Here is a 6,104-nt window from a genome sequence, read left to right as displayed (position 1 = left end):
CCACTGGGAATCGGTCAAAAGAGTAGTACGTGGCACGCACCCATCATTCCAAAGACCACCCCGAAGATTTAGGAGACACGCCCTAGTTCCCCAGCGTCCCGTCCTTGGCCAGCGCAATATCATCAGACTTCGACAGCTCTTCGACATTCACGTCCTTGAACGTGATGACCCGGACGTTCTTCACGAAACGCGCCGAACGATAGACGTCCCAGACCCAGGCGTCCTGCAGCGTCAGATCGAAGTAGACCTCGCCGTCCGCGGATTTCGCCTGGAGATCAACGTTGTTCGCGAGGTAGAAGCGCCGTTCAGTCTCGACCACGTAGCTGAACAGCCCCACGACGTCGCGGTACTCCCGGTACAGCTGGAGCTCCATGTCGGTTTCATAGTTCTCAAGATCTTCGGCGCTCATGATCCCATTCTGCCTCAATCTCCAGACCGGGCATTCCCGGCCGTTTGGTGCCGCCCAGGCGCCATGATCGCCGGTGGTAGTCGCTGGCCCCCCGTGCATCAATGGCGGCGCGGTGCGAGGCGGTCCCGTAACCCTTGTTCACATCCCACCGGTACGCGGGGTGTTCGGCAGCGAGGGCCGTCATCAGCGCATCGCGCTCGACCTTCGCGAGGACGCTTGCGGCGGCCACACTGAGGCACTGCAGGTCGGCCTTGATCCTCGTGTGGACGGGCGCAGAGCAACCCGCGGGGAGCCCGTTCCCCCTGGACGGGCCGTCGAACAGCGGATCCTGCCTCGGCAGGGACAACCAGTCGTGATTGCCGTCGAGGATGACGACGTCGGGATGCACCGTCGCAACCACCTGTTCCCAGGCCCGGCTCCCGGCGGCCCGCAGCGCGGCCATCAGGCCGACGTCGTCGATCTCGGCCGAGCTTGCATGGCCCACCCCGTAGGCGAGCGACCATTTCCGAATGCGCGGCACCAGCGCCTCGCGCGCCGCGGGCGAGAGCAGTTTGCTGTCCCGCACTCCGCGCAGGCCCTTTCCGGCCTCGAGGTCGACGACGACGATCCCCACCGACACCGGACCTGCCAGGGCGCCCCTGCCGACCTCGTCGCACCCCGCGATATAGCGGTGTCCGCCGGCCGAAAAGGACCGCTCGAGCATCAGGGTAGGCGCTGCCAAGCCCTTCAGGCGCACGGGCGTCACCTGCGTTCCAGGCCACCCTGCGCTGCGGCCGCCGGCTCCGGGATACCGTCGAAAACCTGCGGGTAGTTGTCGAGGAAACCCATGCGGTCGAGCGGCCAGGCGATCACTGCCGCCTTCCCCTCAATATCGTCGAGGTCGATGAAGCCCTGGCCCGGCTTGTCGGTGTTCGCCCGCGAATCGGCCGAGGCGTTGCGGTGATCCCCCATCACCCAGACCTTCCCCTCGGGCACCACGACGTCGAACGGCGTATCCGAGGGAGCCGCACCGGGGAAAAGGTAGGGCTCGTCGAGTGGATCACCGTTGACGGTGATCCGCCCCTCAGCGTCGCAGCAGACCACCCGGTCCCCCGCCATGCCGATGACGCGCTTGACGAGGTGCTGCTGGGAGTCATCGGGCGCCAGCCCCACGAAGATCAGGGCTTCCCTGAACCAGCCGATGTCCGCCGGTTCCCCTGCCTGAAGCCAGTTCTCGGTGTCACCGAACACCACGACATCCCCGCGCTCGAGCCCGAAGGGCTGGGGAACCAACTGGTTGACGAAGATGCGGTCGTCGATTTCGAGGGTGGTTTCCATGGATCCGGAAGGGATGAAGAAGGCGCGGAACAGGAACGTCTTGATCAGGAAGGACAGGACGAGTGCGATGACCACGATCGTCGCGATTTCCCTGAGCCACGCCGCGAAGCTGCGATCCTGCTCGATGGCCTTCTTCGACGCGGCGCGTCTGGCCCGCGGCGCCATCGGCGCGTCGGCACCGGGCGCAGCCGACACGGGAGCATCCGACCCAGGCGCAGCCGACCCAGGAGCATCAGACCCAGGAGCATCAGACCCAGGCGCGTCGGCACCCGGCGCACCTGAAGCGGCCGCATCTGAAGCGGGCGCATCCGACGCAGACGCGTCAGTGCCGGGCGTACCTGAACCGGTCACGTCCAGGGGCTGCGGCATGCCAGCGGCATTGCCGGTCTTCCGGCGGAAATTTCGTGCCATCTGCTGCGTTCCTCAATGTTGTTCCGGTGGGCCGTGGGCCACCGCGTGCTTCGCGATCAATTCAGAACTCAGGGGTGGTCCGGGCCCGGCTGCTCGATCCGGCCCGTCCGATCGAGTGGCCAGATGATGTGCACTGCCTGCCCGATCACCCGGTCAGCGGCCACCAGGCCACCGCCCGGTGCCCCCAGAAGCGACCGGGAGTCCATCGAGCGGGACCTGTGATCACCCAACAACCACAACCTACCCTCTGGGACGTCGACGTCGAACTCCGTGTCGCTGGGAGCGTCGCCCGGGAAGACATACCGTTCATCGAGTGCCTCCCCATTCACTGTGACACGGCCGTCGTCGCAACAGGTCACCCGGTCCCCCGGTACTCCGATCACCCGCTTCACGTACACCGTTTCGCTGCCGCTGAGCCCCAGCCACTGCCCGACGGCGTCCGCTGCGCGGGCCGGCACACCGCGGTCGTCGCGGATGGGATCGAGGGACCCCCGGCCGTCGAAGACGACGACGTCGCCCCGCTCGATGCTGTCCGTCGCCTCGCCCGTCTTGCTGACCACCACGCGGTCGCCCTCCTGGAGGAGTGGTTCCATCGACCCCGACGGAATGTAGTAGACGTCGATGAACAGGGCCCGCACCACCCCGACTACCAGCACGGCCGCAAGGACCGCGGAGAACACAAAACGCCAGCCCGTGATAGCGGACCGGCGTCGAGTGGGCCTCCCCTGCGGAGGAGGGGAAGCGGTTGGGTCAGGCACCCGTCGGGATTACTTGACCGTCTTGGGGTCGCGCTTTTCCTTGATCTTGGCTGCCTTGCCGCGAAGTTCGCGCATGTAGTAGAGCTTCGCGCGGCGAACGTCGCCCTTGGAGACGAGCTCGATCCTGTCAAGAACCGGGGAGTGCACCGGGAAGGTACGCTCCACGCCGACGCCGAAGCTGACTTTGCGGACGGTGAAGGTCTCGCGGATGCCGTCGCCCTGGCGTCCAAGGACGAAGCCCTTGAAGATCTGGACACGGGTGTTCTTGCCTTCAATGATGTTGACGTGAACATTGACGGTGTCGCCGGCGCGGAACGCCGGGATGTCGGTGCGGACCGAGGCCGCGTCGACGGAGTCGAGAATATGCATGGTGCTTCTCCTGGTGAACGCCACAGGTCATTCACGTGGGTCACGGCGGTCAAGGCCGGCTCGGGGAGAGCGGCAATTCCCGCCGAAAAAGGTGTACCGGCGAGTCGGATCTCCGAACGCCGGTGTGTAGAACTGTTGGCCGCACACCCCCTGTGGCAGGGTCCAGCCCAGCAGACACAAGCACCAAGTATTCCACACCAGCGTCGGCGGGGCGAATCGCGGTCTGCCGTCTTTCAGAACGTCACGCCGCAGCGCAGGATGAGGTTCGCATAGGGGGTTGCCTCGCCGGTCCGGATGATCAGCCGGGCAAACGGCAGGAGCGCCTTCAGCTCCTCATGGCTCACCAACTTCGGCTTCAGGCCCTCGCCGCGCACGGCCTCCTCAACTGCGGTGCCGGATGCCTCGGACGCCAGAACGGCACCTTCGACCTCGATGTCGGCCAGCACCGCCCGGAGCACGTCCGCGAAGCGAGGGATGCCTTTGACCAGTGCCAGGTCGACGACGATGTCCGGGTCGGGCAGCGGCAGACCGCAGTCGGCGATCACCACGAGATGCCCGTGTCCGAGGCCGCCCAGCGCACCGTTCAGCGGGCCATTCAGGATTCCGTTCTTCTTCACGCGTCGGCTTCCTGCTGGAGTTCTGAAGGAGCTTCTGAAGGAGCGGCCGGCAGCTCGTCGTCCAGGGAGGGGTAGGAGGGCTGCGCACCCTTCGCGCCGACAGCGAAAGCGCCCGCCCGCACGGCGATCCGGACGGCGTCGGGCAGGGAATCGTCGGCCACCAACCGGGCAGCCAGGGCGCCGACGAAGGCGTCCCCGGCGCCGGTGGTGTCCACCACGGACACTGACGGCGCAGGAATTTTCAGCACACCGGAGGATGAAGCCACCAACGCACCGGCACCCCCCAGCGTCATCACGACAGAGCTGAAGCCGCAGGAGAGGAGGGCCCGCACAGTGTCAGCATGTCCGGACGGCGCCGGAGCACCGGTCAGTTGCGCCAGCACCAGCGCACCCTCGTGCTCATTGACCACCAGCGGGTCCGCGCGCAGCAGCGTCGTACGGTCCAGCTCGATGACCGGCGCCAGATTGATCAGCACCCGTCCTCGCGCGAGATCGACAGCAGCTGCGACGGAGGCGGCAGGGATCTCACCCTGCAGAACCAGAACACCGGCGCCGGCAATCAGCGCCTCGGCAGCAGACACCAACTGCGCAGTGACCTGGCCATTCGCGCCGGGGATGACGACGATCGTGTTCTCGCCGTCGTCGTCGACCTCCACGATGGCGACGCCGGTTGTCGTTCCAACCCGCTGCACCGCGTCGATATTGACACCGGCGGAGCGCAGGCCGGACAGTGCGACGTCGGTGTAGGCGTCCTCCCCCACCGCGCCGATCAGAGTGGTGCGGGCCTGCAATTTCGCCGCAGCTACCGCCTGGTTGGCGCCCTTGCCGCCGGGCATCACCGCCAAAGTCCGCCCCAGCAGGGTTTCGCCCGGCTGCGGGTGGCGTTCCAGTGTCACGACGAGGTCGGCGTTGATGGACCCTACGACGACGACGCCCGGCGGCTGTATGCTCATCCGGTGAATTCCCCGACATTCTCCGAGTTCACGGTGGTGACCGGAACGGGGATGGTTTCCTCGACGGTGTCGCCGGCGAGGAGTTGATCAAGGACCTCCACGGAGCGCTTACCCAGTTCAGCGGGCTGCTGCGCGATGGTTGCGGTCATGGTTCCGGCTCGATGGCAGCGAGGCCGGCCTCAGTGCCATCGAAGCCGACAACGCTGACTTCACTACCCGCCCGGTCACCCAATGCCTGGATGGCGCCGAGGGCCATTTCGTCGTTCTCGGCGAAGATGCCGGTGACGTCGGGGTTCGCCTGGAGCAGGTTGGTCGCGACGTTGAGGGCTTCGGCGCGGTCGAAGTTGGCCGTCTGCATGGCAACAACCTCTATATCCGGATACGCTGCAAGGCCTTCTCCGAACCCGGCTCCACGGTCGCGGCTGGCGGAGGTTCCGGCAACGCCCTGCAGGACGATGACCTGGCCTGCCTCGCCCATGGCCGCAGCCAGCTCGTCAGCAGCCTGGCGTCCGCCGGCTATGTTGTCGCTGGAGACCAGGGACTGCACTTCGGCACCGTTGACGGCGCGGTCGACGGCGACAACCGGGATATCGGCTTCGATCAACGGTGCAACGGAGGCGGCAGCGGCGTCGGAATCGACGGGGTTGATCAGGACGGCGTCGGTGCCGCTGGTCGCGGCAGTTGCCAGCTGGTTGGTCTGCGTGGCGGAGTCGTTCTGCGCGTCGACGACCTCGAGATCGATGCCGGCTGCCTCGGCAGCTTCTTCTGCGCCGTCGCGCAACTCGACGAAGAACGGATTGTTCAGCGTCGACAGCGCGAGCGTGGCCGAAGCCGAATCCTCGGATGCTTCGTCGCCGCCGCGGTTGCAGGCGGTTGCGCTGAGGACCAGCGCCAGGGACATGGTCAGCACAGCTGCCTTGCGTGGGGAGGAGAACTTCATTGTTGTTTCCTTACGTGGTTATCGGACGGAACTCGGGCGGGGAGGAATTAGCCTCGGGCTTTCATGAGGGCGGCCCGGCGGTGCGTGTTTAATAGCTGAAAGGTGCTCCTGACGTGGGAAAATGTTGTTACCACACAGCAATTTCGAGCACGTCGAGGGAGCACCTTCCAGGTGAGCAACACTACCGGTTTCTACCCGTCCGTCCGCTTCGATTCGGCAGGTGCCGGGTTGGTTTCCCAGGCGGGCGGGTTGATCCTCACGGACACGGTCCGGGCCTCCGGTCTCGGCGCCGGACTCACCGACGCGCTATCGCCGTGGCGTAAGCCGTTC

General features: G+C 66.1%; 9 protein-coding genes and 1 pseudogene. 1 reads left to right on the top strand and 9 read right to left on the bottom strand.

What is annotated here, in order from left to right:
• Positions 1 to 82 precede the first annotated feature (82 nt).
• The 9 genes from Y704_RS0101845 to Y704_RS18210 all read right to left on the bottom strand — a co-directional run bounded on the left by Y704_RS0101845 (position 83) and on the right by Y704_RS18210 (position 5,774).
• The gene (locus Y704_RS0101845; protein ID WP_026548864.1) at positions 83 to 409 is read right to left on the bottom strand and encodes a DUF2469 domain-containing protein; all 327 of its coding nucleotides are present in this window, start codon (positions 407 to 409) and stop codon (positions 83 to 85) included.
• Positions 390 to 1,112, bottom strand: coding sequence for a ribonuclease HII (locus tag Y704_RS18225; RefSeq protein WP_051476592.1), 723 nt, complete (start codon positions 1,110 to 1,112; stop codon positions 390 to 392). The genes Y704_RS0101845 and Y704_RS18225 overlap by 20 nt, the downstream gene beginning before the upstream one ends.
• Positions 1,113 to 1,150: 38 nt before the next feature.
• Positions 1,151 to 1,921, bottom strand: a complete 771-nt coding sequence (lepB, locus tag Y704_RS18220) for a signal peptidase I (RefSeq protein ID WP_253904196.1) — start codon at positions 1,919 to 1,921, stop codon at positions 1,151 to 1,153.
• A 284-nt stretch (positions 1,922 to 2,205) separates the two neighbouring features.
• Positions 2,206 to 2,835, bottom strand: a complete 630-nt coding sequence (gene lepB / locus Y704_RS0101830) for a signal peptidase I (protein ID WP_026548863.1) — start codon at positions 2,833 to 2,835, stop codon at positions 2,206 to 2,208.
• Between the two features lie 69 nt (positions 2,836 to 2,904).
• Positions 2,905 to 3,264: a 50S ribosomal protein L19 gene (gene rplS, locus Y704_RS0101825; RefSeq protein ID WP_026548862.1), complete on the bottom strand. Its 360-nt coding sequence runs from the start codon at positions 3,262 to 3,264 to the stop codon at positions 2,905 to 2,907.
• Between the two features lie 233 nt (positions 3,265 to 3,497).
• Complete coding sequence (gene rbsD, locus Y704_RS0101820; protein ID WP_026548861.1) at positions 3,498 to 3,881, bottom strand: D-ribose pyranase; 384 nt, start codon at positions 3,879 to 3,881, stop codon at positions 3,498 to 3,500.
• Entirely contained in the window at positions 3,878 to 4,834 is a 957-nt protein-coding gene (locus tag Y704_RS18215; protein ID WP_035771199.1) for a ribokinase, read from the bottom strand. Before Y704_RS18215 ends, rbsD begins: the two co-directional genes overlap by 4 nt.
• Positions 4,831 to 4,983: a hypothetical protein gene (locus tag Y704_RS25025; protein ID WP_253904195.1), complete on the bottom strand. Its 153-nt coding sequence runs from the start codon at positions 4,981 to 4,983 to the stop codon at positions 4,831 to 4,833. The genes Y704_RS18215 and Y704_RS25025 overlap by 4 nt, the downstream gene beginning before the upstream one ends.
• Positions 4,980 to 5,774, bottom strand: coding sequence for a substrate-binding domain-containing protein (locus Y704_RS18210; RefSeq protein ID WP_253904194.1), 795 nt, complete (start codon positions 5,772 to 5,774; stop codon positions 4,980 to 4,982). Before Y704_RS18210 ends, Y704_RS25025 begins: the two co-directional genes overlap by 4 nt.
• A 171-nt stretch (positions 5,775 to 5,945) precedes the next feature.
• Between Y704_RS18210 and Y704_RS25020 the strand changes: the two are divergent.
• A pseudogene (locus Y704_RS25020) lies at positions 5,946 to 6,104 on the top strand (IS1380 family transposase); the annotation flags it as partial.

Origin of the sequence: Arthrobacter sp. Br18 (assembly GCF_000520555.1) — a bacterium.
In the GTDB taxonomy this organism is placed as follows: Bacteria; Actinomycetota; Actinomycetes; order Actinomycetales; family Micrococcaceae; genus Arthrobacter_D.
Note: the sequence above shows the minus strand (reverse complement) of the source record. Positions and strands in the feature narration are given on the sequence as shown.